This window comes from Leptolyngbya sp. CCNP1308, assembly GCF_034932455.1.
Classification (GTDB): Bacteria; Cyanobacteriota; Cyanobacteriia; order Phormidesmidales; family Phormidesmidaceae; genus Nodosilinea.
The window spans coordinates 47,087-73,091 of the sequence record NZ_JAYGIH010000072.1; the positions used below are offsets into that span (position 1 = coordinate 47,087).

The 26,005-nt window shown below is 58.8% G+C and carries 24 protein-coding genes and 1 riboswitch; of the genes, 9 read left to right on the forward strand and 15 right to left on the reverse strand.

Annotated elements, in window-relative coordinates:
- Positions 1–258 precede the first annotated feature (258 nt).
- The 4 genes from VB780_RS14470 (at position 259) to VB780_RS14485 (ending at position 5,140) form a co-directional block, all read left to right on the forward strand.
- Positions 259–1,476 carry an aminotransferase class V-fold PLP-dependent enzyme gene (locus VB780_RS14470; protein WP_323351868.1) on the forward strand — a complete coding sequence of 406 codons (1,218 nt, stop codon included), beginning with the start codon at positions 259–261 and terminating at the stop codon, positions 1,474–1,476.
- Positions 1,477–1,541: 65 nt separating this feature from the next.
- The gene (gene mnmG, locus VB780_RS14475) at positions 1,542–3,464 is read left to right on the forward strand and encodes a tRNA uridine-5-carboxymethylaminomethyl(34) synthesis enzyme MnmG (RefSeq protein ID WP_323351869.1); all 1,923 of its coding nucleotides are present in this window, start codon (positions 1,542–1,544) and stop codon (positions 3,462–3,464) included.
- 41 nt (positions 3,465–3,505) lie between these two features.
- The gene (locus VB780_RS14480; protein ID WP_323351870.1) at positions 3,506–4,285 is read left to right on the forward strand and encodes an SDR family oxidoreductase; all 780 of its coding nucleotides are present in this window, start codon (positions 3,506–3,508) and stop codon (positions 4,283–4,285) included.
- Between the two features lie 9 nt (positions 4,286–4,294).
- Positions 4,295–5,140, forward strand: a complete 846-nt coding sequence (locus tag VB780_RS14485; protein WP_323351871.1) for a M28 family peptidase — start codon at positions 4,295–4,297, stop codon at positions 5,138–5,140.
- Here the strand turns inward: VB780_RS14485 and VB780_RS14490 are convergent.
- From VB780_RS14490 to VB780_RS14510, 5 genes are all read right to left on the reverse strand, one after another.
- Positions 5,114–5,677, reverse strand: coding sequence for a M23 family metallopeptidase (locus VB780_RS14490; protein WP_323351872.1), 564 nt, complete (start codon positions 5,675–5,677; stop codon positions 5,114–5,116). The two genes, VB780_RS14485 and VB780_RS14490, sit on opposite strands and share 27 nt — an antisense overlap.
- A 197-nt stretch (positions 5,678–5,874) precedes the next feature.
- The gene (locus tag VB780_RS14495) at positions 5,875–8,847 is read right to left on the reverse strand and encodes a glycerol-3-phosphate acyltransferase (RefSeq protein WP_323351873.1); all 2,973 of its coding nucleotides are present in this window, start codon (positions 8,845–8,847) and stop codon (positions 5,875–5,877) included.
- Positions 8,848–8,969: 122 nt separating this feature from the next.
- Positions 8,970–9,650: a hypothetical protein gene (locus VB780_RS14500; protein ID WP_323351874.1), complete on the reverse strand. Its 681-nt coding sequence runs from the start codon at positions 9,648–9,650 to the stop codon at positions 8,970–8,972.
- A 369-nt stretch (positions 9,651–10,019) separates the two neighbouring features.
- Positions 10,020–10,391 (reverse strand): CU044_2847 family protein, encoded by a 372-nt coding sequence (locus tag VB780_RS14505; RefSeq protein WP_323351875.1) that lies wholly within the window; start codon positions 10,389–10,391, stop codon positions 10,020–10,022.
- 227 nt (positions 10,392–10,618) lie between these two features.
- Positions 10,619–11,509, reverse strand: coding sequence for a DUF1838 family protein (locus tag VB780_RS14510; protein ID WP_323351876.1), 891 nt, complete (start codon positions 11,507–11,509; stop codon positions 10,619–10,621).
- Positions 11,510–11,770: 261 nt separating this feature from the next.
- Between VB780_RS14510 and VB780_RS14515 the strand changes: the two genes are divergently transcribed.
- Entirely contained in the window at positions 11,771–12,298 is a 528-nt protein-coding gene (locus tag VB780_RS14515; RefSeq protein ID WP_323351877.1) for a 2TM domain-containing protein, read from the forward strand.
- 45 nt (positions 12,299–12,343) lie between these two features.
- Here VB780_RS14515 and hypB read toward each other — a convergent pair whose 3' ends face one another.
- From hypB to cobM, 4 genes are all read right to left on the reverse strand, one after another.
- Positions 12,344–13,069: a hydrogenase nickel incorporation protein HypB gene (hypB, locus tag VB780_RS14520; protein ID WP_323351878.1), complete on the reverse strand. Its 726-nt coding sequence runs from the start codon at positions 13,067–13,069 to the stop codon at positions 12,344–12,346.
- A gap of 143 nt (positions 13,070–13,212) precedes the next feature.
- Complete coding sequence (hypA, locus tag VB780_RS14525) at positions 13,213–13,578, reverse strand: hydrogenase maturation nickel metallochaperone HypA (RefSeq protein ID WP_323351879.1); 366 nt, start codon at positions 13,576–13,578, stop codon at positions 13,213–13,215.
- A gap of 121 nt (positions 13,579–13,699) precedes the next feature.
- A complete protein-coding gene (locus VB780_RS14530) occupies positions 13,700–14,896 on the reverse strand; it encodes an agmatinase family protein (RefSeq protein ID WP_323351880.1) in 1,197 nt (398 codons plus the stop codon).
- 108 nt (positions 14,897–15,004) lie between these two features.
- Positions 15,005–15,110, reverse strand: a riboswitch (guanidine-I (ykkC/yxkD leader).
- Between the two features lie 41 nt (positions 15,111–15,151).
- Entirely contained in the window at positions 15,152–16,018 is an 867-nt protein-coding gene (gene cobM, locus VB780_RS14535) for a precorrin-4 C(11)-methyltransferase (protein ID WP_323351881.1), read from the reverse strand.
- 372 nt (positions 16,019–16,390) lie between these two features.
- Here cobM and VB780_RS14540 point away from each other — a divergent pair, with 372 nt between their 5' ends.
- The 3 genes from VB780_RS14540 to VB780_RS14550 all read left to right on the forward strand — a co-directional run bounded on the left by VB780_RS14540 (position 16,391) and on the right by VB780_RS14550 (position 19,579).
- Positions 16,391–18,412 carry a serine/threonine-protein kinase gene (locus VB780_RS14540; RefSeq protein WP_323351882.1) on the forward strand — a complete coding sequence of 674 codons (2,022 nt, stop codon included), beginning with the start codon at positions 16,391–16,393 and terminating at the stop codon, positions 18,410–18,412.
- A gap of 105 nt (positions 18,413–18,517) precedes the next feature.
- The gene (locus VB780_RS14545; protein WP_323351883.1) at positions 18,518–18,985 is read left to right on the forward strand and encodes a phycobilisome protein; all 468 of its coding nucleotides are present in this window, start codon (positions 18,518–18,520) and stop codon (positions 18,983–18,985) included.
- A gap of 99 nt (positions 18,986–19,084) precedes the next feature.
- Positions 19,085–19,579, forward strand: coding sequence for a hypothetical protein (locus VB780_RS14550; RefSeq protein WP_323351884.1), 495 nt, complete (start codon positions 19,085–19,087; stop codon positions 19,577–19,579).
- 46 nt (positions 19,580–19,625) lie between these two features.
- Here VB780_RS14550 and VB780_RS14555 read toward each other — a convergent pair whose 3' ends face one another.
- The 5 genes from VB780_RS14555 to VB780_RS14575 form a co-directional block, all read right to left on the reverse strand.
- Positions 19,626–20,084, reverse strand: coding sequence for a GatB/YqeY domain-containing protein (locus tag VB780_RS14555; protein WP_323351885.1), 459 nt, complete (start codon positions 20,082–20,084; stop codon positions 19,626–19,628).
- A 151-nt stretch (positions 20,085–20,235) separates the two neighbouring features.
- Positions 20,236–20,694, reverse strand: a complete 459-nt coding sequence (locus VB780_RS14560) for a hypothetical protein (RefSeq protein ID WP_323351886.1) — start codon at positions 20,692–20,694, stop codon at positions 20,236–20,238.
- A 110-nt stretch (positions 20,695–20,804) separates the two neighbouring features.
- Positions 20,805–22,160, reverse strand: a complete 1,356-nt coding sequence (gene aroA / locus VB780_RS14565; RefSeq protein ID WP_323351887.1) for a 3-phosphoshikimate 1-carboxyvinyltransferase — start codon at positions 22,158–22,160, stop codon at positions 20,805–20,807.
- Between the two features lie 111 nt (positions 22,161–22,271).
- The gene (locus VB780_RS14570; RefSeq protein ID WP_323351888.1) at positions 22,272–22,628 is read right to left on the reverse strand and encodes a PIN domain-containing protein; all 357 of its coding nucleotides are present in this window, start codon (positions 22,626–22,628) and stop codon (positions 22,272–22,274) included.
- Positions 22,629–23,007: 379 nt separating this feature from the next.
- Complete coding sequence (locus tag VB780_RS14575; RefSeq protein WP_323351889.1) at positions 23,008–24,090, reverse strand: PIN/TRAM domain-containing protein; 1,083 nt, start codon at positions 24,088–24,090, stop codon at positions 23,008–23,010.
- A gap of 200 nt (positions 24,091–24,290) precedes the next feature.
- Between VB780_RS14575 and VB780_RS14580 the strand changes: the two genes are divergently transcribed.
- Positions 24,291–25,415 carry a histidinol-phosphate transaminase gene (locus VB780_RS14580; protein ID WP_323351890.1) on the forward strand — a complete coding sequence of 375 codons (1,125 nt, stop codon included), beginning with the start codon at positions 24,291–24,293 and terminating at the stop codon, positions 25,413–25,415.
- A gap of 28 nt (positions 25,416–25,443) precedes the next feature.
- On the opposite strand, the gene VB780_RS14585 is transcribed toward VB780_RS14580, so the two are convergent.
- Positions 25,444–25,911 carry a hypothetical protein gene (locus tag VB780_RS14585; protein WP_323351891.1) on the reverse strand — a complete coding sequence of 156 codons (468 nt, stop codon included), beginning with the start codon at positions 25,909–25,911 and terminating at the stop codon, positions 25,444–25,446.
- Positions 25,912–26,005 lie beyond the last annotated feature (94 nt).

A 26,005-nucleotide genomic window follows, 5' to 3' on the forward strand; every position in this document is an offset into this window, starting at 1 on the left:
ATGGCCGCACCAGAGTGCCGTGACAGCCATTGCTGGGTATCACCGCTCCACTGCTGCTGCCAATCACTTCCCATAGCTGACTACTGTTGGCGGGATCAGTCTCAAACTTACTTATTCTAAGCATGTTATACCCTATGGCGGCTTCCGGGGAACTGAGGCACGGTTTAGGTCACTTGGGGATGCGCCGAGGCTACCCAAGGGTTGGGCTGGGTGGTATAGGGTTGAGAAGATTCCTCTCTTTAGACAAATCCCGCAACCGTGATTGATTCTTCTTCTACTGCCGTGCTCGATCGCCTGGCTCTCCACCGCCAGCAGTTTCCGGCCCTGGGGGGTAAGCAGTACTTTAACTACGGCGGCCAGGGGCCGATGGCCCAGACTACCCTAGACGCTATTTTTCAGGCCCACCACCGTATGCAAGACATGGGGCCATTTTCGGGGGCGACTAACCAGTGGGTGATGGCCGAGGCGGCTCAAACCCGAGCGGCGATCGCTGCCGAACTTGGCACTATCGCCGACACCATCACCCTCACCGAAGATGTCACCGTCGGCTGCAACATTCCCCTCTGGGGCATCGCCTGGAACGCTGGGGATCACATGCTGCTGTCAGATTGTGAGCATCCTGGCGTGATCGCCGCCGTTCAGGAGATCTGCCGCCGCTTTGGCGTCACCTATAGTCTCTGCCCCCTACTCGAAACTGTGAATGGCGGTGACCCCGCCGCAGTCGTGGCTGATCACCTGCAACCCAACACCCGGCTGCTGGTGATCAGCCACATTCTGTGGAATACGGGCCAGGTCTTGCCCATAAAGCGCATCGTTGAGGTTTGCCGCGATCGCCCCAACCCGGTGCTAGTGCTGGTGGATGCGGCGCAGTCCGTCGGTGCTCTGCCGCTAGATCTGCCCGCGATCGGGGTCGATTTTTACGCCTTTACTGGCCACAAGTGGTGGTGCGGCCCCGCTGGGCTTGGCGGGCTCTACATGCGTCCCGAGGCGATGGCGCAGATTGCTCCCACATTTATTGGCTGGCGCGGCATTACCACCGATGCTGCCGCCAACCCCACCGGCTGGAAGCCCAACGGGCAGCGCTACGAGGTGGCGACCTCTAACTATCCGCTGCTGGCGGGGTTAAGGGCGGCGATCGCCCTCCAATCCGAGTGGGGCACCGCAGCCCAGCGCTACCAGCGTCTGGTGGAACTCAGCCAGCGGCTCTGGTCGCAGTTGCGCGATCTTCCCTACCTTCGCCTGGTGCGGCAAACCCCGCCCGATTCTGGCCTAGTTTCCTTCTGGGTGCTAGAGAATGGCGAACCTTCCCCAGCCTGGCACAAGCGACTGGTGGATGAGCTAGAGCGCCAGAATGTCTTTCTCCGCACCCTGCTAGCGCCCAACTGCGTCCGCGCCTGCACCCACTACCTCACGCTAGAGTCAGAAATAGATGACTTGGTTGCGGCTATCAAGAGCATCCTCTCAGACTTGACATAAATTCAGAGACCCACTGGCAACCCGCTAAACTAGAAGTCCGAGAGTACTATGTGTGTCCAGATTGCATGATTGCCCCAGGTGCCGCTGACTTTCTCGATGAATACGATGTGGTCGTCGTCGGTGCGGGCCATTCGGGCTGTGAGGCGGCCCTAGCCTCGGCGCGCCTGGGCTGTCGCACCCTGATGATTACCCTCAACCTCGACAAAATTGCCTGGCAGCCCTGCAACCCCGCCGTGGGCGGCCCCGCTAAATCGCAACTCACCCACGAAGTCGATGCTCTGGGGGGCGAAATTGGCAAAATGGCCGATCGCACCTACCTGCAAAAGCGCGTGCTCAACAATTCTCGCGGGCCAGCGGTGTGGGCCTTGCGGGCCCAGACCGACAAGCGCGAATACGCCGCCGTGATGAAAACCATCGTCGAGAACCAGGAAAACCTGGTGATTCGCGAGGGCATGGTGACGGATCTGTTGCTCGGCCCCAACGACGAGGTGGTGGGGGTCGAAACCTACTTTGGCGTGGCCTTCAAATGCAAGGTCGTTATTCTCACTACCGGAACGTTCCTTGGTGGCACCATTTGGATTGGTGACAAATCGATGGCGGCAGGGCGCGCTGGCGAGTTTGCCGCCACCGGCCTGACTGACACCCTCAACCGTCTGGGCTTTGAAACCGGGCGACTCAAAACCGGCACCCCGGCGCGGGTCGATCGCCGCTCGATCAACTTCGACGTGCTCGAACCCCAGCCCGGCGATGATGACATCCGCTGGTTTAGCTTTGACCCCGAGGCCTGGGTGGAGCGCGAGCAAATGCCCTGCCACCTCACCCGCACCACCGCCGCCACCCACCGGCTGATTCAAGAAAACCTGCACCTGTCGCCGATCTACGGTGGCTGGGTCGATTCGAAAGGCCCCCGCTACTGCCCCAGTATCGAAGACAAAATCGTGCGCTTTGCCGACAAAGAGAGCCACCAAATTTTCCTGGAGCCCGAGGGCCGCGACATTCCTGAAATCTACGTGCAGGGTTTTTCGACCGGCCTGCCCGAGAAACTTCAGCTGGCCATGCTGCGGACGCTGCCGGGCCTGGATCACTGCGCCCTGCTGCGCCCCGCCTACGCCGTGGAGTACGACTACCTGCCCGCCACCCAGTGCTACCCCACCATGATGACCAAGCGGATAGCCGGGCTATTCTGCGCAGGCCAGGTAAATGGCACTACCGGCTACGAGGAAGCCGCTGCTCAGGGCTTTGTGGCGGGGGTCAACGCGGCGCGACTGGTGCATGGTCAAGAGATGCTGGTATTCTCCCGCGAGCAGAGCTACATTGGCACGCTGCTCGACGACCTCTGTACCAAGGATTTGCGGGAGCCCTACCGCATGCTGACCTCGCGCTCAGAATACCGGCTGCTGCTGCGATCTGATAATGCCGACCAGCGCCTGACCCCCCTGGGCCGCGAAATTGGGCTAATTGACGATCGCCGCTGGGAAATCTTCACCCGTAAGTACGACAACATTGCCGCCGAAAAAGAGCGCCTGCACGAAACCCGCGTCAAAGAGCACGATGAGCTGGGTCAGCGGATTGCGGCGGATACCGACCAGCGGATCAAAGGCTCAATTACCCTGGCCGACCTGCTGCGCCGTCCGGGGCTACACTACGGCGACCTAGAGCGCTACGGCCTCGGCAATCCCTCCCTGATTCGCGAAGAAAAAGAGGGGGCCGAGATCGACATCAAGTATTCGGGCTACATTCAGCGGCAGCAAAACCAGATCGACCAGGTGGCTAAGAGCACCAACCGCAAGCTGCCCGAAACCCTCGACTATGCGGCGATCGACACCCTTTCAAAAGAGGCGCGCGAAAAGCTGAACCAGGTCAAACCGCTGACCATTGGCCAGGCCTCTCGCATTGGCGGCGTCAACCCCGCCGATGTCAACGCTCTGCTGGTATACCTGGAGATTCAATCGCGGCGTGGTCAGGCGACCCCGGCGGCAATTCGTTAGAATCAAGCCGATTCTCTCTCGCTGACTCTCTGGGGGCAACCATGGCCAAGCCAATTCTAATCACGGGAGCCTCTAGCGGCATTGGCTATGAACTGGCGAAGGTGTGTGCTGCCCACCGCCACGACCTGGTGCTGATTGCTCGTCGGGAAGAACCCCTGCTAGCGCTTAAGGATGAGCTACAGACGGCCCACGGCGTTCAGGTGCTCACCTACCGGGGCGATCTGACCGAGGCTAATACCCGCCAGCAGTTCTACGATTGGACTCAGTTCAAGGGCATTGCGCCCTATGCTTTGGTCAACAATGCTGGGTTTGGGTCGCTGACTCCGTTTGCTGAAGCTGACTGGGCCAACCAAAATGCCATGCTTCAGCTCAACATTGTGGCGCTGACCCACCTGACGCGGCTATACCTGCCCGCCATGATCGCCCAAGGTCAGGGTCGCATTCTCAATGTGGCGTCTACGGCAGCGTTTCTGCCGGGGCCGTATATGGCGGTGTATTATGCCAGCAAGGCCTACGTGCTGTCGTTTACCGATGCGATCGCCACCGAGCTAGAGGATACTGGGGTAACTGCCACCACCCTCTGCCCCGGCCCCACCCAGTCAGAGTTTCAAGACCGGGCCGATATGCAGGATGTCAAATTCTTTGAGGGCAAAAAGCTGCCCACCTCTGCTGAGGTAGCCGCCTATGGCTATGGGGTAATGGAAAAGGGCCAGCGCATTGCTGTCCACGGCACCGTGAATAAGCTGCTGTCGCTAGGGACGCGGCTACTGCCGCGCAAAAAAATGGCCGATTTAACTAAGGATCTCCAAAAGCCTGCCTAGGGGATGCCGTTGAGTAATGCTGTCCTGCGATCGCGATTAGAGGAGCACTTAAAGGCGGTGGTGGGCGATCGCAGCCCCTACCTGGCCTCCGCCAACCACTTTTTCGTGCAGCAATACATCCAGCAAGAATTTGCCCGCTGGGGCGAGGTGATTGCTCACACCTTCGAGCATCGAGGTCAACAGCATACCAACTGGGTCTTGAACCTGTCGGGGCAGAATCCCCGCCGTCCCCCTATCCTCGTTGGGGCTCACTACGATTCGGTGCCCGGTTCCCCTGGGGCCGATGACAACGCCACCGGAATCTCGGTGCTGCTGGAGCTAGCCCGCGCCTTTGCCGAGCAGCCCGGCAAGTCTCCCCTGCGTTTGGTCGCCTTTGACCTAGAAGAACTGGGCTTTGTGGGTAGTGACTACTACGCCAGAGACCTGCACCAGCGGGGTGAGGTTCTGGGACTCATGCTATCCCTAGAAATGCTTGGCTACTGCTGTCACCAGCCCCACTCCCAGACCTATCCGCCTGGTTTAGAGCGCATCTACCCCAACCGGGGCAACTACATCGCCCAGATCGGCCCCTGGCAGAGCATACTCACCATGGTGCGGTTGTGGCGGGGATTTCGGGCCGCTGGGTTGCGTAGCCAGTGGCTCCCGATTGTGAATCAGGGCACAATGGTGCCCGATACCCGCCGCAGCGATCACGTTCCCTTTTGGGATCGGGGCTATCCGGCTATTCTGATTACGGATACCGCCGACCTGCGCAACCCCCACTACCACCGGGCTACTGACACCTTAGAGACTCTAGATATGGAGTTTCTCACCCAGGTGTGCCAGGGTCTAATCTGCGGTTTGCGTCGCCTGTAGCTGTTGATAGTCAGCTCCGGCTTTGATCACCATCGCTGGGTCTACCCAGGCTCCGTCGTACTTGAGGCCCCAGTGCAGGTGAGGGCCGGTGGTGCTGCCGGTCATGCCCACCCGACCAATGCGCTGGCCGGAGGTTACCAGTTGCCCCTGACGAATTTCGATGCCGCCGCCGCGATCGACCAGTACCCGCCCGCCTTCTTTTTCGACCACGATGCTGCCCTGCATATGGCAGTAAACGTGGGTCCACGAGCCCGACTGAATGATGGCAGCGGTACCGCAGGCGGTGTGATCGTGTACCTCAATTACCTTGCCTTCCCACCAGCTGCGGATGTAGCTGCCCATGGGGGCGGCTAGGTCTAGACCGTAGTGGAAGCGGTTGCCTCCCATGGGGTGCTGCCGGTAGCCGAAGGGTGACGTATAGCGCGAAAAATTCTCTAAAGGAAACGACGCGCCGAGCCAAGGGTTGACCGGTGCCACCTCGGCTGCCGCTTGCTCTTCAGCAACGACCTGGGGAGTCGATTGGGTAAGTTCTGTCATAATGCCAACGCCTACGCTGAGCGCAACAATCCAGCTCAGGGCTTGCGCCCCGCCACGGTAACCATTCATATTCGCAAAAATTGAGTGGCTGAAATCTGAAGTAGTACAATTGCATTACTACAATAGTTCAATTGTACTGATTTGCCAAGAACTTCTGCTCAATTCGAGATAGGCCTGAAGATAGAGGCAAAGGAATTTCAGGTTTGGCTTGGCTCAAGGCTGAGGGGTTCACTCCCTGGTGGCTCCAGTACTTCCACGGTGCCGGTTTCGCCGTTGACGCGCACCCACTGGCCAGTGTGTAGCCGCTGGGTGGCGTTGGTCACATCCATGACGGCGGGGATGCCGTACTCGCGGGCGATGATCGCCCCGTGGGAGAGGCGACCTCCAACCTCGGCGATCAGCCCCTGGGCACGGGCCAGCAGGGGTGCCCAGCCCGCATCGGTGTAGGGCACCACTAAAATGAACGGGCCTTCGGTAATGGTCACCGATTCAAGCTGGGTCATCACCACGACTGGGCCTGCGACGGTGCCGGAGCTAGCCCCAATGCCCGTCAGCTTCTGCTGCACCATGGCGGTCGGCATTAAGGAAAGCTGGCGGCTGGGGGGCTCGTTGCCAAACACCAGATAGGGAACGGCGGGCATGCGCTTGTCTTTGTTGTACTGGGTTTTGCGATCGCCAATCCGCTCCCGCACACCCCTCCAGTCGAGCATGCCATCCCCTACCAACTCCTGAATTTCCTCCAGGGTGAGAAAGAAAATGTCGTCTCGTTCCGGCAGATGCCCTTGCGTTTGCCACTGGGTTGCCAGGGCTAGAATGCTCCAGCGCAGTTCGGCTAGCAGCCGGTTGTAGAGGGTATTCACCTGTCCCTTAAGGTCGAGGCGGCGTTGAACTGTGGCTGCTGTGCCCTGGGGTGAGACGGCGGCAGATTTAGGGGGAGGTGGCTGCCGCACAAACTGAGCCAGCAGCTCGCGTACCGGGCCAGGGTTTTCTTGCCAGGTGGCCACGGCAATGTCGGTGCCCACGGGGCTGAGGTAGCCGTACTGCTCAGTGAACTGCCCCATAGCCTTGAGCAGTGATTCGCCGTCGGTGCTCTCGGCCAGGGCGGTCATCAGCGAGGAGCTGTCGGTAATGCGGGCTAGCTCGGGCTTTGAGAGCGTCTGGCGAATGTCTTGGGCGATCGCCCGCAACACTTCCAGAGCTGCAATCTCGTCATTTTGCATAGGGTTGAGGCTTTCCTCAGGCACCTTGAGCAGGGCGCGGCGCAGGGCAAAGCTGAGCGGGCCGAGAATGTTGTAGTAGGTGACTCGCTTCAGCAACTCAAGAATCTGGTCTATGCGGTCGAACAATTCTTGGGGTGAGAGAGAATTTCTCGGCGTGTCAGCCAGGGATTGCAGGGCGGGATCGAAGCGATCGCGATTTTCCTGGGCAAACTGCTGCTCCAGCTTGAGTTCTCGGCGCAGCAGGCGTACCAGACCGGGCAGGTTTCGCAGCGTGGAGCGCAGCGGTGGGCGGCTAAACTTGGCCCCTCGCGTCAAAAATTCCAGGCTTTCGGCGGGCAAACCCATGCGGCGGAAGATATCCCCCAGCAGGGTGGCGTTGAAGTAGGCGTGGGCGTGGTGCAGGGTAGCGGTTTCTTCAAAGTCGAGGCCGCGGGCGCGATCGCCCAGCACCACCGTAAAGATCTCGCCCCATACGCCGCAGGTCAAGGGCCGATTGATCGACCAGGTCAGCGGGCGAATCGTGCCGGGAATCACCTCGGCGGCGATCTTGCGCGTCCACAGCGGGTGCAGGGTGGTGATGGGGCGGCTCTGCAACAGCCACAGGGTTTCGCCGTCAAAGCTCCACTCGATGTCCTGGGGAATGCCCTGGTAGCGGCTTTCTAAATGGCGGGCCAGGTAGGCCACCTGCTGGAGCAGTCGTGATGGGGTTTGACCCTGGCCTTCTACCGTCAAGGTCAGCGCCTCGGAGAGCCGCCAGTCGGCCTCGGCAATTTCTGCCAGGGGCGGCAGGTCATCGGCCTGCACCAGCACCCGGTACTGCTCCGGTGTTATCTGCCCGCCCACCACCTGGTCAGCCCCGCCGGGCAGCGCTTCGATCACCACCGCATCGCCGCAGCGGGCAATGGGGTCGCGGCTAAAGGCCACCCCCGAAAACTGCCCCTGCACCTGCTGCTGCACAATCACCGCCAGCCCCTGCTCGGGCAACCCCTTGCTCCGTCGGTATTCCCTGGCCTGGGACGCGTTATAGGACGAGAACACTCGCACTATCGCCGCCGCCAGCGCCTCCTGGTCAGTGATATTCAAAAATGACTGATATACCCCCGCTGCCGAGGCCGTGCCGGTGTCTTCATCCTGGGCCGAGGAGCGGACGGCGAGGGGCTGGGTGGGGGAAGGCTCTGCGATCGCCAGCAGCGCAGTCGGGTCATCTCCGGCGGGCAGCACGTAGCCGCGCGGCACCGGGTAGCCCCAGGCCGTTAGCTGGCCCAGGGTGGCTGCTTTGTGGCCAAACTTAGCGGGGTCGAGGGGGCGATCGAGGGACACTAGGGCGCGATCGCCGCGAAAAAACCGAAACATAGTGCGAGACTCCAATCGTCCTTCATCGTCGGGCAAATCGAGATCGTCGGGCAGCTTTTGGTAAATCCAGGCGATCAGGGCGCTGAGGCAGGTCATCGCCAACACCAGTGCTCCATCTGAGTGGCGCAGGGCGGTAATTAGCGGCAGCAGCACTAGCGACAGCAGTCGGCCCTGACGCCGCTCGCGAAAGATGGTAAACCCCAGCCCGCTGAGCATAAACGTCAGCAGCGCCGTCGGCCAGTCGTACACCGCAATGCCCCACACCACGTTGGTGGTGCCCGCCCCCTTGGCAAACCAGTAGCGCCCCATCACCAGCCCAATCAGGGCAATAATTTCCCAAACCGGATCTGCTGGGAAGTAATACCGGGCCAGCAGCACTACCCCAATTCCCTTGGCCGCCTCCAGCAGCACTGCCACAATGCCCGCTACCTTGCCGCCGTGGTAGAAGGCTGCCGACACCCCGACATTGCCCGTGCCCACCCGCCGCAGCCGTTTTCCTGACAGCAGCCGAGTAGACCACCCGGTTAAGGGCAACCCGCCCACGATGGGAGACAGCACAAAGATTAAAAAAGCACCCCAAACCTGGGTGAGAGTCATAGCCATTGACGTCAAGGGTTAGGGAAAAATAGGAGAAAGTTGAGGGCATTGTCTTACCCCTTAAACCTTACACCGGGAACCCTCAACCCTCTGTATCCCCCAGCTATTCTAGGGATATCAGCTTATTCGTAAGGCCTGATATCGTACTGCACGTAGGGCTGCGGTTGCACGGGTGGCGGCAGAGGCTGCCTTTCGTAATAAAAGTAGGGGTTGGGCGGCGGCATCCGCACCGGATACATTATTTGCTGGGGCGGCGGCTGAAGGGTGCGCCGCTGTAGGTGCATCAGCCACAGGGCAATAATGGCAAAGGCGGTGCCCCCGCCCAGCACCAGCAGCATAAACAGGCCCAAAATCCCCCACAGAAGCATGGTCTGGGTTTCATTGTTGCGAGGAATTGACTCAATCAGCCGCACCTGTTGAGAGGTCATCTCTTCCACTGCCGTCTGGTAGGTGTCGAGCTGCTCTAACACTGCATCAGTTTCGGCCTGCTGACGCTCGAGCTGAGCCTTGAGGTCTTCGGCCAAATTCTCCTGGGCGCGCAGCTCGTCTTGTAGGCTGCTCACCAAATCTTGCTGTCGGTTGAGATCGCGCTCAAAGCGATCTTGCTGGAGCGACTGGCCAGCGGTGGGGGGGGGCGGCACCGGCACGGTCTGAATATTTAGGCTTTCTGCACTGGGGGGCGGCGGCGGCAGCGATGGCGTTCGTCCCGTGCCGGTTCTAACCAGCAGCGTCAAGAGAAACAGAGCACCACCGGCAGCGCAACAGGTGATTAAGATAGGTTTTTCCTTCGTCAATCCCTGCAAGATCTCATTCCCTTGTAGTGGTGGTGTTGGTTAGAGTTTCAGGAACTGTCAGGAGCGATCTATAAGAACATAACCCCAACCTAGGGGCAAGGTAACGCAGATGTAGCCTTGCAACGAACGGTCTAACGACCGATCTACTGGGGGGGAGCGTTAAAAATTCTAGAGATCAGAGCGAACCGAACCTAATTAACAGTAAAGAAGATTCGGAAAACCCCCGTGATTTCTAGGTTTTATCATCAAATTATTATACATCGGTCAAGAAGTGGCACAACAAAAACCGGGTTTCTGCTCCGGTTGGCCCATAGTGACTGGCTATGGCTGGCAGAAACCCGGCTGGGGGTGACGATAATTTTTTGGCCTAGCGGAGATTTAGTTGAAGGAGCATTCCACGGTAATTTTGAGATTGCTCTCTGCGGTGCCTTTAGTAACGTAGGGAACTCCTGCCTCTCCGCCGACCTTAAGGCCGAACTCTAGGGTGACTTTTTCGACATTGGCGGTGGCCATGTCTTTGAAGGCATTCATGGTGTAGCTGGTATAGGTGCGGATGGTGCCCTCAATGGCCTTAAAACTTTGGGCAGCATGGGTCTGAATGGCCTGGTTGGGCATTCCTAACCCTTTGGCGGTGCGGGTGGTCTCGCCATAGGTGTCTGGGCCAAAGGGGGCGGGGGCAACCACGTCGTCGGTGGCTTCCATGTAAATTTCGGTGCCATCCTCTAGGCGGATCGGTACCAGTTGAGTCATTGTGCACACTCCGATGGTTAGATGCGTATCTAGGATTAGCATTCCCGAAATGCTGTCGTTCTCGCTGCCTGAGGGGTAAATTGCTGGAAAAGCGGCAACCTTTAGGAGCTGTCAGCAGTTGACTGCTGATAGCCCAAGAATCAGCGCTTGCAGCCCTTAGCCTGTTTTTTGGATCGGGCGTGGCAACGCCGACGGGATAAGGATTATGGCCAGAATTGACGACACGCCTATGGCTGACTATCTAAGGTCTCTAAGTAGTCGCGAAAGTTAGTCCAAGTGGTTTGGTTGGGACGGGTATCATCCAGCGCAGGCGGATTTTGATAGAGGGCAAATTCACCAGCAACTTGGCTGCGTAGGGGTTCGGGTACCTGTTGCCATGTTGCTAAGCGGGTACTGGCGGCATGAACGACCAGCTCGCCAGGCCTCCCTCCCATTCTCATCCAGGGTAGCCAGGGAGAGATCCGGCTCCAGCTGACTGCGACATCGTCAATATCCTGGTCGGCTGAGGCTAGGAGGCGCGATCGCTGAGCGGCAAAGGTAAACATTTCCATGGCGTGATAGTGTCCGCCTACGTAGTCTTGGTGGTCTCCCCCCAAGGGGTTGGGATAAAACAGGGGCAGTGTCACTGTGAAGAACAGCAGATCGGTATCGCCAAAGTGCTGAAATTGGAGGCGTTGCCCCGTGGTGTCAGCCCAAAAGGGGGACGAGTTGACGGGGTCGTTGGCCACCGGGTGTACGGTCGTGGTTTCTCCAGTCCAGGGGTTTTCCCAGGTGGTTAGCAGGGCATTGGTTTCAGGATCAAGGTAAATCATCACTTCGCGGGTGACTTGCCGAAAGCCAGCAGCACCAGTTTCAGACGTCAGTGATGTGCAGGCGCGGGTACTCATACCCTGGACATTGAACAAATGGCGATCGCTTTCTCCAGGCTGGCGGCTAAACACCTTACCCTGCCAGACAAAATACATGGCTTTGCCATCTTCCACCGAGCACAGCAGCTTGCGAAAGATCTGAAGCGCATCCTCAGGGCGATCGGGATTGAGGGAGGTGGCGATCGCCGTCCCGGAGCAGGTTGTGGCGGCCCAAAGCCCGACCGCAACTCCCAACAATTTTGATAGCACGACCGTTCTCCTCAACGACGGATACCGGATGGGCCGCTGATTGCCTAGGCTGACAGGCCCACACTCACACCACAAGGCGGAGATCTAAACCATATCAAATCAAGCCGTCTGGGCATTACCCTGGGCGGAGGTTGTGGGCTCAAGCCTGCAATCTGCGATCGCTCAAATCTGTGACAATAGGTTTCCCGTACCCCAACCGCCCCCGCAAACGCTTAGATTTTGTTTATAAGGAAAAAGAGAGTCTTGGCCGAGAGGGTGACGATGGCGGATTTAGCGACGGATGCTTACACCAGCAACGGCGAGTTTTTGTACCCAGCTGAGGATGCGCAACAGATTTTGAGCCTGGCGATCGCCCGTCAAACCGAGTCGGGCGAACTCACCCGTGCCCAGCTGCTAGAGATTGCCGACGAACTGGGCATAGCCGCTGACACCATCGCCGCCGCCGAGCGCGAGTGGGACGTAAAAAAGTATGAACTGGCTGACCAAAGACTGTTCGATAGCCAGCGCCGCCAGCGGTTTCACCACGGGCTGTCTCAGTTCGCCATTTTTGGCGGTTTCTTGCTGCTGTTCTTGGTGCTGACCGGCGGCGTTGGCTTTTGGGGCGGGCTGGTGAAATTCTTGCTTTATCTAGGCGTTGCCCCCTGGGGCCTCAAGCTCAGCTGGGATGCCTGGCGCATCTATCGCCCCAATGAGTATGGCTACCGCAAAGAATTTCAGCGCTGGCGACGCAAGCAGCAAATGAAGCGGGCCGTCGGCGGTGCCATGCGGCGACTGCTCGGGCCGTCATAGGGTTTTGGTTGTGGCAACGGCGGTGCATCCGCGCAGCGATGCACCCTACATGTGGGCGTGGGTCACCTCTGCGGTGGGGGGTTGAACACGCGATTCAGCTGTGGTGACGACCTTTGACTTTACCCACCCAAACCATTCCTCTAATCCTTCCTCAGTCTTAGTTGAAACCGCAATGATGGTGACGTGGGGGTTCATCTGCCGCACGTTGGCGGCGATCTGCTCAACGCTCACGTCTAGATGCGGAACCAAATCTACCTTTGTGATCAGCAGGCAGTCGGCCTCCTGGAACATGATCGGGTATTTGAGAGGCTTGTCTTCCCCTTCGGTGACGCTTAGCAGCGCCACCTTGGCATGCTCTCCCACCTCAAACTCGGCTGGGCAGACCAGGTTGCCTACGTTTTCGACTAGCACCAGGTCAAGGGCGTTGGGGTCGTAGCTGTGTTCTAGGGTATGAATGCCGCCCGCGACCATCTTGGCGTCGAGGTGGCACGATCGCCCCGTGTTGATAGCAATCACCGGCACCCCGTACTGGCGCAGGCGATCGGCGTCGAGTTCGGTGGTCATGTCGCCTTCGATGACGGCGATCGCCAGATCCCCATGCAGCCCTGCTAGCGTACGCTCCAGCAGCGCCGTCTTTCCTGCCCCAGGGCTACTCATGATATTCATGCAGGTGATGCCCCAGCGATCGAAGTGGGTGCGGTTGTGGTCAGCCCCGCTCTGGTTGACGTGGAGCAGATCGATTCCTAAAGCAGCATCGAAAGTTTGGTGCATGGGAAATTTGGATTTGCGAGTTTGGATTGGGGATTGTCCGACTCCCCTCCTGGGAGGGGCAGGGGTGGGTCTGCAAGCATGTTGGGTGAGGTTCGGTCTTTTCTGCCAAGATTTCGGGCGGTGCATTGCTGCGCGAATGCACCCTACGGGTGGGCGATCGCCTCCGCATACTCTACCCGATCGATCTTCAGCTCGCGCCCAGAACGAATGTCGCCCATGGGAGACTTGCAGGTGGGGCAGGCATATTGCAGGCCGATTTCGGGTCGATACTCGCTCTGGCAGTCGTGGCAGAAGGCAATCAGTGGCGTTTCGCTGATCACCAGCTCAGCCCCATCGAGAAACGTACCTTTGGTCTGCACCTCAAAGGCAAACTGTAGGCCCACCGGCTCCACGCAGGTAAATTTGCCCACCGTCAAATGAACTTTCTCAATAGCAGGCTGCCCTGGCTGTTCCTCCCACCAGTCGCGCACTGTGAGAATCAGGGCCTTGGTCATGTCGGTTTCATGCATGGCGGGGAACAGGGGAGGTAAGGAAGGTGAGGGAGATGAGGAAGGTAAGGACGAGAAGAAGGATGACTAGGGCCACGATCTTCCCCATCACCTCATCCCCCTATCGCCTCATCTTTTATTCCTACTGCCACGGCTCATCCACATTCATATTCGCCTCTTCGTGAATGTAGGAGGGCTTCTCGCGGCGGGGCAGCTGGCCCGACTTGACTAGGTGGGCCATGGTGTCGCAAATCACGCGGGTCGCCATCAGCGAGGTCATGTCGCTGACATCGTAGGGAGGCGAAACCTCCACCACTTCGATGCCGCAGACGGTGGTTTCTTGAATGATGCGCTTGAGCAGATAGAGGGCCTCGCGGGGCAGCAGGCCGCCGGGCTCGGGCCAGCCGGTGCCGGGCACAAAGCCCGCGTCGATGCAGTCGATGTCGAAGCTAATCCAGACGCAGTCGGTGCCGTCGGTGGCACGCTGAATGGCAAAGTCAGCGGCGGCATCGAGACCCATCTCGGTGATGTCGGTGACGGTGAGAATGTTTGTAGCTCGCTCGCGGCAGACCTTCACCCCCTGACGGGGCACCTGCCAGCCGCCGATGCCCAGCTGCACCAGGTTTTTGGCCGGGGCGTTGGCCATGTTGGTGGCGTGAAACCAGGGGCAGGTATGCATGCGCTCATCTAGGTCGGTCTCCTGGGTGTCAACGTGGCGATCGAAGTGGATGATGCCGACTTTTTTGTCGCCCAGGTGGCGGCAGATGCCCCGCACCGTGGGGAAGCCGATGGAGTGGTCGCCGCCCAGCAAGATCGGGAACGCGCCGGAGGCGAATACGTGGGCCACGCCCTTGGAAATCTGGTCGAAGGATTTTTCGTTGTTGGCGGGGATGGTGAATACATCGCCCACGTCGCAGAGAGTGATGCTTTCCCGCAGGTCAATCCCCATTTCAAAGTTGTAGGGGGTGTAGAGAGCCGAAATGCGGCGAATGCCCTGGGGGCCAAAGCGGGTGCCGGGGCGGTAGGTGGTGCCGCTGTCGTGGGGAATGCCGACGATCGCCACATCAAACTCACCGACTCGGCGCACGTCTTCAATGTAGGGGGCTTTGAGGAAGGTGTTGATGCCCGCGTAGTGGGGCAGCTCGCCGCGGGAGAATGTGGGGATGGTGCGATCGCGAATACTTGCCGCCGCCTCCAGGCCGTACTCCAGTCCCTGGGAGACCTCCTGCTGCCAGCCGGTCATGGGCAGGCGAGCTTCCATCTCCAGCGCTCGCTGGGCCTCGGAGGAACTGCCGTTGGGGCTTTGAAATACCGGATCGTTAGCGGGGTTGGTGGTCATCGGAAAGCCTCACAGGGTTGAATTGAGCACTAGACTAAACGCGATTCCCAGGCCAGGCACAGCAAAGCCCAGGAAAATTAAAGAAGCTGCATCGATCAACTTCCAGAATCCTCCCGGGCTTTTGTCCCGCCGTGTAGTTGGCTGTTACCAACCCGCCTCTCTCGGACCAGCCGTTTAGCAACCTCGCCAAACCGGAACCCTAGAGGCTTAAATTCAGTTTTAATGCCAACACTCTAAGCCCAGCAACCACTGAGGTCAAGCCTCAATCGTCACCGCATCTTGGGTCGCGTCAGAGGGGGTGACCGATCGATCCTTGGGCCGAAACAGGTGGGTGTGGTCGGGGCTATAGAGGCGCGACCTGACCTTTTGCCCTCGCAGCGCCGGGCTGATCACGTACAGAGTGGTGCGAATCAGGTCTTTTTCGCGGGTGGTTTGGGCCATCTCCGACAGAGGAACTACTAAAAGCTGCTCATCGGGCCAACCGATGCGAAAGCAAATCGCCACCGGGGTATCCGGCTCGTAGTGCTTCAACAGCTGCGCCTGGGACTCTTCCACATGGCGGGCGCTGAGGTAGAGGCAGAGGCTGGTCTTGTGGGCCGCCAGCGACGCTAAATCTTCTGCTTCGGGCACCTGGGTGCGGCCGCTGATGCGGGTGAGAATGATGGATTGAACAAGGCCCGGAATGGTCAGTTCGGCGTTGAGCTTGGCCGCCGCTGCCTGGTAGGCGCTGATGCCCGGCACCACCTCAAAGGGCACCTCCGCCTCGGCTAGCGCCTGAATCTGCTCATGAATGGCGCTGTAGAGGCTCGGATCGCCCGATTGCAGCCGAATCACCGATTTTCCGGCCTGCACCCGCTCTACCATCAGCGGCAAAATGCTCTCTAGGGTCATCGTCGCGGTGCCAATGCGCTCCGCATCGGGGTGAGTCCACTCCAAAATTTGCTGGGGCACGAGGGAGTTGGCGTAGAGAATCACATCGGCCTGGCTGAGCAGCCGCTGGGCTTTCACCGTCAGCAGTTCTGGGTCGCCCGGCCCGGCCCCGACGATGTAGACTCCCGGTGCTAGGGGTGCGATCGCAGCGGGTGCAGCGGCGGGAAAATCTTGGATTCTAGAGGAGGTCACAGGGCTGGACATAGGGCAAAGGTCAACAATTCACAGAGTCCCTGGATCATAGCCAGTTTGTTTCAAGTATCCGTGAACCCTAGGTATTTCCCCGGAATTTAGCGGCGGTGCTAGGAGATTAGAGCGGTAGATGCACCCTGATTCGGACCCCTGAGGATAGCTAACTCAGGGGTCTTTTTTTGTGAAGGGCTGATCCTGATTTATAAAATTGGCGCAGTCGGCGGCCAGAGCGCTTGAGCAGCGGTGCACCACCACTCAAATGCGCTCTGGATGACCCACTTTAGCCGTTCATAGAAACAGTGCTGGTTTGCGCTAATCTGTGACAGATGCATCGAACGCAACACTATATAGCTGGGTTCAGCAGTACGTGCCATGGCTGAAGCAGGACAGGGGGAACGGTTGCTCGGAGGCCACTACCGAGTGCTGCGGCAGCTCAGCCGGGGCAGCTTTGGCGACACCTATTTAGCTGAAGACACCCACCGGTTTCAAGAACTCTGCGTGCTCAAGGAGTTCAACCCCCAGGTGCCGGGCAAGCTGGCTTTGGATAAGGCCCAGACCCTGTTTGAGCGCGAGGCCAGCATTCTCTACCAGATCAACCATCCCCAGGTGCCCCGGTTTCGCGAGCTGCTGCGGGATGAGGGGCGACTGTTTTTGGTGCAGGACTACGTCGAAGGCCCCACGTACCGTGAGCTGCTCGATCGCCGCCGCGCCGTCGGCGAGAGCTTTAGCGAAGCCGAGGGAGTGCAGTTTTTAATGCAAACGCTGCCGCTGCTGCAATACCTGCACAGCATTGGTATTGTGCACCGCGATATTTCGCCCGACAACCTGATTCAGCGCAATGCCGACGGTCGCCCGGTGCTGATCGACTTTGGCGGCGTCAAGCAGCTGGTGGTGAATGTGCGCCATCAGCTGGGGGTAGCCCAGCCCTACCAGGCCGCCGACGGCACCATCACCCGCCTGGGCACCGTGGGCTATGCCCCCGAAGAACAGCTCGAATCGGGCCAGGTGAGCCCAATCACCGACCTCTACGCCCTGGGCATGACCACCCTGGTGCTGCTGACGGGCAAAGACCCCGACGCCCTCTACGACGATCGCCGCGATCGCTGGGTTTGGCCCCAGCAGGTTGAGCTGTCAGCCACCCTAACTCAAGTGCTGACCCGGCTGGTGGCGCATGAGCCGGGCGATCGCTACCCCTCCGCCGGGCAGGCTCTGGCCGCCCTCAACCTGGCTCACCCCGATCCGCTTTCGGCAGCCTGGTCGCAGCCCATGCCCATTCGCATGCAGCCCACGGTGCCGCCGCCCCGGCCAGAACCACCGAGCACGGTAGCTGTTTCTCCGGCAGCCCCCTACGCGCCCCCGATGGCCTACGACCCTACGGCCACCGTGGCCCCCCCGCCCCGGGCGGTGCCGGTGCAAAAAACCTCGTCGGGGTGCTGGCCCGCTATGGCCGGGCTGCTGCTCACGGTGGGGATCGCGGGCGGTCTGTGGTGGTGGCTTGACCCGCTCAGCCAGTTTGGGGGGGATGGCTCTGAAGTGGTTTCGCCCGGCGGCAGTGATGCTACCAATCCCAACCTTAGCGATGCCGAGCGCGATCGCAAGCAGGCCCTGCGCGATCGCGCCGTCGCCCTCAGCGTTGACTGGTCTTACATCACCAGCCTCACCGACCAGCTCTTCTACGAGCAAAACCCCGATCGCCAGGGCACCCAGCTCACCGATCAGCCCCAGGATGAGCCCCTGCGAGCCAAGTGGGATGCGATCGCCGCCGACAATCTAGATCTTATTGAAGCCAACCTCAGCACCGACGCTCGCAGCAAGCTAGGCCGCTACAACCCCACCGACAGCGATCGCTGGAAGCGCCAGGTCAACGCCCTCTACGTCAGCAGCAAAGCCCTCTACGATCTCGCCGACGCCCGCTTCAACCAGCTGTTCCCGGGGCGAGCCAGCGAAGGGTTTGTTGAAACCCCCGTCGATCAAATCTGGTTTGCCCTGGCCCAAGACCAGGTCAACGCCATGGAAAGCGGTGAAAACCTGACCGAAATCACTTTTGCCGAAGGCACCTTTAACCAGCAGCAGCAGGGCAATCTCAACCCCGGCCATGGCCAGATCTACATTCTCAACCTCAGCGCCGAACAGCTGCTGCGCCTCAACCTGCAAGCCCCCCCCGAGAGCACCCGCCTTTCGCTCTACGTGCCGGTGCCCACCGACGAGCTGCCCCACATTTTGGCCGATGCCGAGCAAAATACCTGGGCCGGAGAGCTGCCCCAGTCGGGCTACTACGAGGTTGTAGTGGTATCCCAATCTGACAACGTCACGCCCTACCGCCTCACCGTGGCGGTCGATAACGTGATCAACGACATTATTAACCAGCCAGATCCGCCTGAAAAAAACAATTGACATCGGTGCGGTCTGCTTTCTCCACCGTTTCCAATTGTTACCTTTTGCAACTCTGGGGGCAACTTAGGGGGATATTTGTTTGGGTCATGCACTTTTCCCACGGTTATGAACCACACTCTGCTCACCTCCATTCAGCAGGCTGACGGTCGGTACTTGAGCGATTTAGAACTACGGCCCCTAGCCCAGTTTGTGGCGTCCTTTGATACGCGTTTTAAGACCTATATCCGGCTGAGAGAAGACAGTGAAGCCCTGGTGCTCAGCACCCTGCGCCAGCTCATGGTGGGTTCCTACCGCGAGGCGGTGCAAGTCCACGGAGCTAAGTGCCAGCGCGACATGCTCTACACCTTAGAATGTATTGCCAAAGCCATTCTGCTGGATGACCCCGACGGTTTTAGGGAAGAGTATGTGATGTGGATGCAGAACATCACTCGCGCCCTCCATAAACAAGACTCTGCGATCGCCGCCTACCGCCATCTGCAAATCGAAATTCTGGCTGCTCTACCCGAAACCTCGGCCCAGCTCGTCAACAGCTATTTAGACAAGCTGATTCAAGCCTTCAGCGATGGTCTGTAGCCCTGCTCAAAGAACACCACAACTTCATCCCCAAGGTTGATGCTGGGTTGGGCTGGCTGGGAAGACTATAGGTACTGGTGCATTCATGGTTTAGCGCTAATGAGCCTACGCAATAACGCCTACGCCATAGTTGCTTCGAGGGCAGATATTTTGACTCATTCCGCTGCACCTAAACCCTATCTGATTAGGCTTTCGACCTTTCAGCAGCAGCCTTTACTGGGCGACTACCAGCAGGGCCAGCTGTGTCTCAACGACTGCGGCCTGATTGTGGCCGACGAGTGGGTGCGCTCTGCCGCCAACCGCAAAGGCATCGACCTCGATGTCTGGACAATTACCCCCACGAGCCTGCAAAGCATTGTCTTTTTGCAGGTGCCCGCTACCGTCGGTGCAGGACTAACCAGCAACTCTGAGAGCCAGAAGCCCTGGCTACTGTCGTCTTTTATTGCCGGCTTTAAGGCAGCGGCGGCAAAGCGCATCAATCTGCGGCTCAACCAGCTGGGGCAGTCGGTGTGGCAGCGCAACTATGACGAACACCTGATTGGCAACAGCGACCATCTTGCCGAACTGCGCTACAAGCTGCAACGTCAGGACTAAGCCCCTTGCCTGTGGCGTTCAATTGAAGCAGGTTTTGGGTTCAGGGCTAGCCCCCTAGCTTGGCCTTGACTAGAGCCTGCACCTTGCCACCGTCGGCGCGGCCCTTGAGCTGCTGCATGGCAGGCCCCATGACCTTGCCCATATCCCTGGGCGATGCGGCTCCGGTTTTGGCGATGAGTTCGTCAATCACGGCTTCGACCTCGGCATCGCTGAGCTGCTGAGGCAGATATTCTTCAATAATGGCTAGTTCTTGGGCCTCTTGATTGGCCAGGTCGTCGCGCCCGGCTTTTTGGTATTGCTCGACCGAGTCCCGGCGCTGCTTGGCCAGCTGGGTCAGTACCTCTAGCTCTTGATCGGCGGTGAGCTCGTCTTGGCCACTGGGGCGCACTAGAGACTCTTTTTCGAGAATGACTTTTTTAATGCTGCGAACCGTCTCTAGGCGCACTTTGTCTTTGGCCTTCATGGCGGTTTTGATGTCGTCGCTAATGCGGTCTTTCAGACTCATGGGGAGATTCCTTACGCCTATCTCGACGGCGCGTTGTAGGCTACCCCTTCACTTTAAACCGTTGGTTGGGCAATCAGCAGATGGGGAAGGTGAGGAAGATGAGGGGAGAGAGTTGGGCAAAAGACAGAAATATAGGCACTCTCTATCTACTTTATTCCCCTATCTCTCTCATCTCTTCATCTTGCCGACTCTCCATTTGCTGCTCTAAAAAGCTCACTAAATCAGCGCAGGTGAACAGCTGGGTTTCGTCGAAGTGCTCGCTGATGTCGAGGCCAAAGGTTTCGTAGAAATCTTCGCAGAGGGTGAGGCTCCAGTCAAACCAGCACACCGCTGGAAACGATAGGTCTTCAACCAAACGATCGCTGGGCTGAACTCGGCCAATCTCAAGGCCAGAGTAGGCGGTGAGCTGATGGTAGGTAAAGTCGATCAGGGGTTTGGGCAGAGGGCAGGGCACCGCTAGCGGCGTCCAATGGTAGCGGTACCACTCGTCGCAGGTGAGGCATGGGCGCGATCGCAGCCACTGATTCACCCGTTGACGGGCGACCATGTCGGGGCTGAGGGCCATGTAGGTGGTGAGGCTATTGACAAAGTTTTTCAACGGTTGCCACATCGGTTTCTTGAACGTTGAGCCCTAAGATTGCCTCTGGGGCTTGGCCCTGGGGCTTGCTTAGAGTGTGCCCAGGGCGACGGTCTAAGTCATGGTTTGGGCACGAACTTAGCTCAGCCTACGCTCAATCCACAAAGCTCAGCCAGGGTGGCGGTAAAACTTGGGTAAGACACCGCCGCTGCCTCGGCCCGCAGCACTTGCATTGAGCCTTTGACTCGCAGGGCGGCGATCGCCAGGCTCATGGCGACCCGATGATCAGTGTAGCTATCGACAGTGGCTCCTGTGAGGGGGGTGCCGCCGTAAATGGTGAGGCCATCGGGGTGTTCTTCGACACGGGCACCCATGTGAGTGAGCTGGCTGGCCATAACGGCGATGCGATCGCATTCTTTCACCCGCAATTCTTCGGCGTCGGTGATCACCGTGGTGCCCTCGGCAAACAGCGCCGCCACTGCCAAAATTGGCACTTCGTCGATCATTCGAGGAATCAGGTCGCCGCTCAAATTGACGGCTTTGAGGCGGCTGTGGCGCACTCGCAGGTCGGCGACTGGCTCCCCTGTAACCTCACGGGGGTTCTCCAGAGCAATATCGGCTTCCATCATCTGGAGCGCATCGAGAATGCCGGTACGGGTGGGGTTGATGCCCACATTTTCAATCACCAGGTCAGAGCCGGGGGTAATGGCTCCGGCCACTAGCCAAAAGGCGGCGGAGCTAATGTCGCCGGGCACCACCACGGTCTGCCCGGTGAGGGTGGCGGGGCCATGGACGGTGACGCTACAGGTGTCGGGGTCTACCGAAATATTGGCCCCAAAGGCTCGCAGCATGCGCTCGCTGTGGTCGCGCGACAGGCTGGGCTCGGTTACGGTGGTGTCGCCCTCGGTCATCAGCCCGGCCAAGAGAATGCAGGACTTGACCTGGGCCGAGGCCACGGGCGAGTGATAGTGGATCGGTTTGAGGGCTTTACCCCGCACCGCGAGAGGGGCGAGGCGGTTATTTTGTCGGCCCCAGATTTCTGCCCCCATCTGGGTCAGGGGCTTGATAACGCGATCCATGGGGCGCGATCGCAGCGACCCATCCCCTGTGACTGCAAAGTAGCGATCGGGGTGCGACGCCAGCAGCCCCAGCATCAGCCTCAGGGTAGTGCCCGAATTCCCGGCGTTGAGTACGTCCGCTGGTTCCTGCAAATTGCCCAGGCCCACTCCCTGCACCGTTACCCATTCGTCTTCAAGCGATGACAGGGTGACGCCCATGGCCTGAAAGCAGGCGGCGGTGCTGCGGGGGTCTTCCCCCAGTAGCAGGCCCTGAATGCGGGTTTCGCCCTGGGCGATCGCCCCCAACATCAGCGATCGGTGGGAAATTGACTTATCCCCCGGCACCCGTACCCGACCTCGCAGCGCTACCCCATCGGTAGGGAATTCCAGGGTCAGGGTTTGGTGCGGGGCAGCGTCGGTTAGCTCAATGCGGGGGGTCATAGCAGCGATAGTGAAAAGCCGTTGCGATCGTACCCCATTGTTGAGCTGAGGAATTTCCAAGGGGCGATACCGTAGACTCAAATAAAAGGATTGACGATCCTTAGCCTTCCTTCAATCACTTGGTTGTGCTGCATGTCTTCTGAGTAGAGCTGTTGCAATCAGCGCACTATCCCAGTAGGCATAGCCATAACGGATATCGATTTGTATGGCCTCCGCCACGCACGCGGGAGTTATTCCACAAATATCGAATCCATCAATTATTTGATAGATAATTTCTTGTGCCTGTACTTGGCTCTGTAATCTCTTTTTAATTAGAACGTTATACAGTTCACCTAAAATTTGAGTGCTCACAATTAAAGCGTCAAGATGAGATGAAAGTAGGGCGTCAGCCTTTTCATATTTCTCTTTAGGGTCTTTGCTGTAAAGATAAACCCAAAGATTGGTGTCGAGAAGAACCCTGTCGCTCATAGAGTTCTTCTCGGTTGAACTGGTAATCTTTGGGCAGTTTGAACGAGTGAAGACGGAATTTTTCCAAGAAGTTCTGCTTTCTGTCCTCTAAAGGTACATCGCTTCTATTTTAAGTCTGGACAGCATCCTCTATGAGGATAATCTTTAATTTCTTGCCCTCCCACGCTGCATCTAGTCTTTCCTCTAGCACTAGGCTGCCGTCATGATAGGTTGCCTGTAAAACCTGATTTTTTGGCATTGTTTCCTCTTGATCGATCGCTAATTTCTGTTGGTGTTGTGTTTCATACAGCCTTTCAGTTGTAGCGATTGAAGGATCTATGCGAATAGCTCAATTGGTGTGTACTGAGAGATTTGATTTAGCCCTAAATCTGGCGATCGCCTACGAAGCCACCATCGAAGTTTTGGGACGGGCGAAAATCATGCGCCCGGCGGAGGTTTGCAGCGACCCTGTCACCACCACGCCCACCTCTTCGCCGATGTAGTCGCGGCCTTCTTCGACTACGACCATGGTGCCGTCGTTGAGGTAGCCCACGCCCTGGGAAGGCTCTTTGCCCTCTTTGAGAATCTTCAGGTCGATGTCGTCGCCAGGCAGGTAGGCGGGGCGAATGGCCTGGGCCAGGTCGTTGATGTTGAGTACTTCGACATCCTGGAAGCTGGCGACTTTGTTGAGGTTGTAGTCGTTGGTGAGCAGCATGGCGTTGAGTTCTTGGGCCAGCTTTACCAGCTTGGCATCGACGGTGGGGATGTCGTCAAAATCGACGGAGTTGATCAGCAGACGGTTGGGGTAGGCTTCGCGAATGCGGTTTAGCACGTCGAGACCGCGTCGGCCGCGATCGCGCTTCTGGTCATTGCTGGCGTCGGCGACATTTTGCAGTTCTTGCAGCACAAACTGGGGAACTAGCAGCTGGCCCTCCAAAAAGCCGGTCTCCATTAGCCCTTCAATGCGGCCATCGATAATGCAGCTGGTGTCGAGCACCTTGGTTTTGCTGGGTTTGAGGGTGCCCTCGGCCACCAGGGTAGATTCCAGCGTGCTGGGGCTGATCAGGCGCAGCAGCGATCGCCCGTGGGTATCGGCCAGGTTCATGCCCGACACGGCAAACAACACGCTGCCCAGCACCGCTGTCATCGGCTTGATAAAGCCAAACTCTGAGGGGATGGGTAGCAAGAACAGCGGAGCCAGCATCAGGTTGGCGATCAGCAGACCCAGCACTAGGCCCACGGCGCGGGTGAGAATGCGATCGGGCGGCAGTTCTTTAACCTGGCGCTCTAAACGGCGGTAGCTGGTCTGCATCACCAGGCCCAGCCCGGTGCCAATCAACCCGCCAAACACGGCGGTCACCGCACCCAGCGCCTCAATATTCGTCACCTGCTGCAAAATTGGCTGGGGCAGCAGGTCAATGCTATAGAACCCAATGCCCGCTCCGGCCAGGATAAATGAAAATACAATCAGCGCGTCTAGCATGGTGGTCTGGGTTCTGGCCTTGATTTTGCAGCGGTTATAGGCTGCTTGCCTATAACTCTCAGTGTACTCCCCTAGATCGAAAGCGCCAGAATAGACGCAAGAGGGCAGCCAAGTTGGCAAAAGTATACCGTTAATGCCCGTCTCCCTGGCCGCCCCGCTGGCTCTGCAATAATGGGGGGGTTACTGCACTTGCGTTCTCCATGGCTTTGCCCTTTTTGCGATCGGCGGTGGTTCAACTGGCGGCCTACACCCCCCACGTTGAGTCGGCAGACGACCCTTCCCCAGCGAATCTCGATATTCTTGACACCAACGAGTGCCCCTACGATCTGCCCGAGGTGCTTAAGGAAAAACTGGCCTGGCATCTACACCGTGACATCACGGCCAACCGCTACCCCGACGGCGGCCATGGGGCGTTGAAGGACGCGATCGCCCAATACGTCACCGAATCTGCCCCAGGATCCTCCTATAACGCCGAGCACATCTCCGTCGGCAACGGCTCCGACGAACTGATTCGCTCGCTGCTGATCGCCACCTGTGTCGGTGGGGACGGATCGATTCTGGTGGCCAATCCCACTTTCTCGATGTACGGCATTCTCGCCAGCACCCTGGGCATTCCGGTGACGACGGTAGGGCGGAGTGAGGAAACCTTTGAGGTCGATTTAGCGGCGGCCCAGCAGGCGATCGCCCAACCTCAGGGAACGCCCGTACGAGCGGTGTTTATGGTGCACCCCAACTCGCCCACCGGCAACGCCCTCACCGCTGCTGAATTGGCCTGGCTCAAGGCTCTGCCCCCCGAAATCCTTGTGGTGGTGGATGAAGCCTACTTTGAGTTCAGCCAGCAGACCACCGTGGCGGAAGTGCTAACTCGATCCAACTGGGTGGTGATGCGGACATTCTCGAAGGCATTTCGTCTGGCGGCCTACCGGGTGGGCTACACCGTGGCGAATCCAGAGCTGACCCAGGCGCTTGAGAAAGTGCGCCTGCCCTACAATCTGCCCAGCCTCACCCAGGCGGCAGCTCAGCTGGCCCTAGTTCATAGACAGGAGCTGCTGGCGGTAGTGCCCGAAATTCAGCAGCAGCGGCGGGAATTGGCGGATGCGATCGCCCAGCACACTCCCTTGCACCTCTGGCCCAGCGACGCCAACTTTCTCTACGGACGGCCCCCAGCTCAGCCAGGTCAATCCTTAAATGTAGAGCTAGAGCGCTGGTTCAATGGCTTGCGCCGCCAGGGAACGCTAGTGCGTCACACGGGCGGTGGGCTGCGCATTACCATCGGCACCCCGGCGGAGAATCAGCGCACCCTGGCTCACCTACAGCAGGTGTAGACCTCTCCGGGCACTGCATGCAGTGCCCCTACACCAGGGCGCGGGCGCGGCGAACGGTGTAGGGCAGCACCCCCACTAGCAGGGCAAAGGCTTCATCGGGCACCCTGTCAACAATGCTCTGGTCAAAGTAGCTCTTAAACTGTTCGAGAATGAGCTGGGCGCGATCGAGGGGCACCGGCTTATCGGTAAAGTTTTGGGTGAGCCGCACCCACTGCAAGCGGATTTTGAGAGCCTTTTGCTGGGACTCCGCCGAGTCAGGAGAAATTAGCGACAGGCTGCCCAGGGGAATAACTGCTCGGCAGTCGGCATCGAGGCCACCCCCCACAGCGGCACCGGGGCCAGCAAACTCGGTATAAAACTCTTTGTGAAGGATTAAGCCATTGCGGCGGCGGCTGTTGACCACCCACAGTTCGCCGCCGCGAATTCTGGCCAGAATGTCATCTTCTTCTGACAGCAGCAGGCTCGATTCAAAAAATGGGTTTGAAAAACCGCTCACTGGGGTAACAGCGTGGGGACGGGTGGGTTCAGATGCAGCAGAAAACCCAGGGGAGTGTAGGGAACCCCCGAATCCTGAACCTGAGATATTCTGC